This window comes from Promicromonospora kroppenstedtii DSM 19349 (assembly GCF_000515355.1).
GTDB classification, from domain to species: Bacteria; Actinomycetota; Actinomycetes; order Actinomycetales; family Cellulomonadaceae; genus Promicromonospora; species Promicromonospora kroppenstedtii.
Map to the genome: position 1 here is coordinate 25,997 of NZ_KI911746.1, position 2,354 is coordinate 28,350.

General features: G+C 74.0%; 2 protein-coding genes. Both read left to right on the plus strand.

The features are described from left to right. The coding region (locus PROKR_RS25335) for a serine hydrolase domain-containing protein (protein WP_036969253.1) at positions 1-1,892 on the plus strand (1,892 nt) is incomplete at its 5' end. A 3-nt stretch (positions 1,893-1,895) separates the two neighbouring features. After that, on the plus strand, positions 1,896-2,354 hold a 459-nt coding region (locus PROKR_RS36185; RefSeq protein ID WP_425414941.1), incomplete at its 3' end, for a hypothetical protein.

The following is a 2,354-nucleotide window of genomic DNA, read 5'->3' on the forward strand; positions in this document are numbered from 1 at the left end:
CGGCCCCGCCGGTCAGCGCCCCGGCCGGCGAGCACGACCTGGTGGCGTCCGACGTCGACGCCTGGCTCGACGGCCTGCTGCCGGCCGCGCTGGAGAGCGCCGGCATCGCGGGCGGTGTCGTCACGGTGGTGCACGACGGCGAGATCCTCACGACGCGCGGCTACGGCCACGCCGACACGGGCACCACGGGCGGCGACGCGGTGCCGGTCGACGCCGAGACGACCCTGTTCCGCCCCGGCTCCGTCTCCAAGCTGTTCACCGCGACCGCGGTGCTGCAGCTCGTCGAGAGCGGCGACCTCGACCTCGACACCGACGTGGCGGAGTACCTCGACTTCGACGTGCCGCGCCGGTTCGACGAACCGATCACGCTGCGTACCCTGCTCACCCACACCGCCGGCTTCGAGGAGCGGGTCGGGGGACTCATCGGGTTCGGCGACCAGCCGGTCGTGCTCCGTGACGCGCTGGCGCAGGACCCGCCCGAGCAGGTCTACGAGCCCGGCACCGTCCCCGCCTACTCCAACTACGGCAACGCCCTGGCCGGGTACGTCGTGGAGCGCGTGAGCGGCGTCCCGTTCGAGGAGTACGTCGAGCGCAACATCTTCGAGCCTGCCGGGATGACGTCGTCCACGTTCGTGCAGCCCCTGCCGGGCGACCTGACCGACCGGATGTCGCAGGGCTACACCTCGTCCGACGTCGCCCCCGGGCAGTTCGAGATCGTCGGCACCCCGCCGGCCGGCTCGCTCACGGCGTCCGCGCCCGACATGGCGCGCTTCATGCTGGCCCAGCTCGGTGAGCCGGGCGCCGGGCCGCTCCTGGAGCCCGCGACGCTCGACCTGATGCACTCGACCGCGCTCGACGAGACCACGCTCGGCGACCTCGCCGCGGCGCCCCGCATGACGCTCGGGTTCTTCGACGAGAGCCGCAACGGCCACCGCATCATCGGCCACGGCGGCGACACCCAGTTCTTCCACTCCCACCTGCAGCTCTACCCCGAGGAGCGCACGGGCATCTTCATCTCGCTGAACAGCTCGGGCACCGGCGGCTACGCCACCGTGCCCCTGCGGGAGGCCGTGCTCCAGGGCTTCACCGACCGCTACTTCCCGGCCGACGACGCCGCGGTCACCCCCGCCCCCGGCACGACCGTCGACCAGGACACCGCCCGCGAGCACGCCGCCCTCGCCGAGGGCTCCTACGTCTCCTCGCGCGGTGTGCGGAGCAACTTCCTCGCGGCCCTCGACGTGCTCAGCCCGACCCAGCTCACCGCACGCGCCGACGGCCGCCTGCTCATCACGCCCGGCCCGGGCGCCGTCACGCCCGCCCTGTACGAGGAGGTCGAGCCCTGGGTGTGGCGCGAGGTCGACGGCCAGCGCACCCTCGCCATGCGCGTGGCCGACGGCCACGTCGAAGCCATCGTCTACGAGGGGGCCTTCACCCTGCTGCCCGGTGCGCCGGAGCGAGCCCCGGGCGTGGTGCTCCCCGTGCTCGGCGTCTCCGCGCTGATCCTGCTCGTGGCCGCCGTCGCCTGGCCGGTCGGCGCGATCCGGCGCCGCGTCCGCCACGAGTCCCTGCCGCAGGGCACCGGGCGCGTCACCCGCGTCCTGACCAAGATCGCGGCGATCGCCACCGTGCTCGCCCTCGTCGGGTGGGCGATCACCGTGCAGACCGTCATGAGCCTGCAGGAAGTCCCCGAGGCGTCCCTGCGCCAGCTCCAGGTGGTCCAGGCGCTCGGTGCGCTCGGCATCATCCCCGCCGTGCTCCAGGTCGTGGGCGCCGTCCGGCACCGGCACGGCTGGCGCCGCGTGCTCGGCACCGTGCTCGTGGTGCTCGCACTGGCCGCGGCGGCCTGGTACGCCGTCGACCTCCGCCTGCTCGCGCCGTCGGTATCGTACTGAGCCATGCCCACGACAGGCAGGGTGCCCGCCACGGACGGCCCCACGACGCTCGACGACATGATCGCCCCGGCTCGTCCTCGCCGGCTCGACGCGCTGCTGAACCGGCTCGGGCTGACCGGTCCGGTCGCCCGCGACGCCCTCCTGGCGGCGGTGATCCTGGTCGTGACGGGCACCCTGCTGCTCGGGCTGTTCGAGTTCGTGCTCGGAGTGGAGGGCCTCACGGTCGGACCGGTGCAGGGGGTGGTGCTGATCGCCGCCGCGTGCGCCCAGGCTGTACCGCTCGTCCTGCGCCGGGTCCGACCCGTCCTGTGCCTCGCGCTCGTGGTGGCCTGCCAGGTGGTCATCACCGCCGTCTCGCCCGAGGACCTGTCCGTCGGCGGTGTCCCGCAGATGATCGCGGGCTACACGGTCGGCACCCTGCTGCCGGTCCGGCGGGCGCTCGCGGTGACGGCCGCGGCCGCC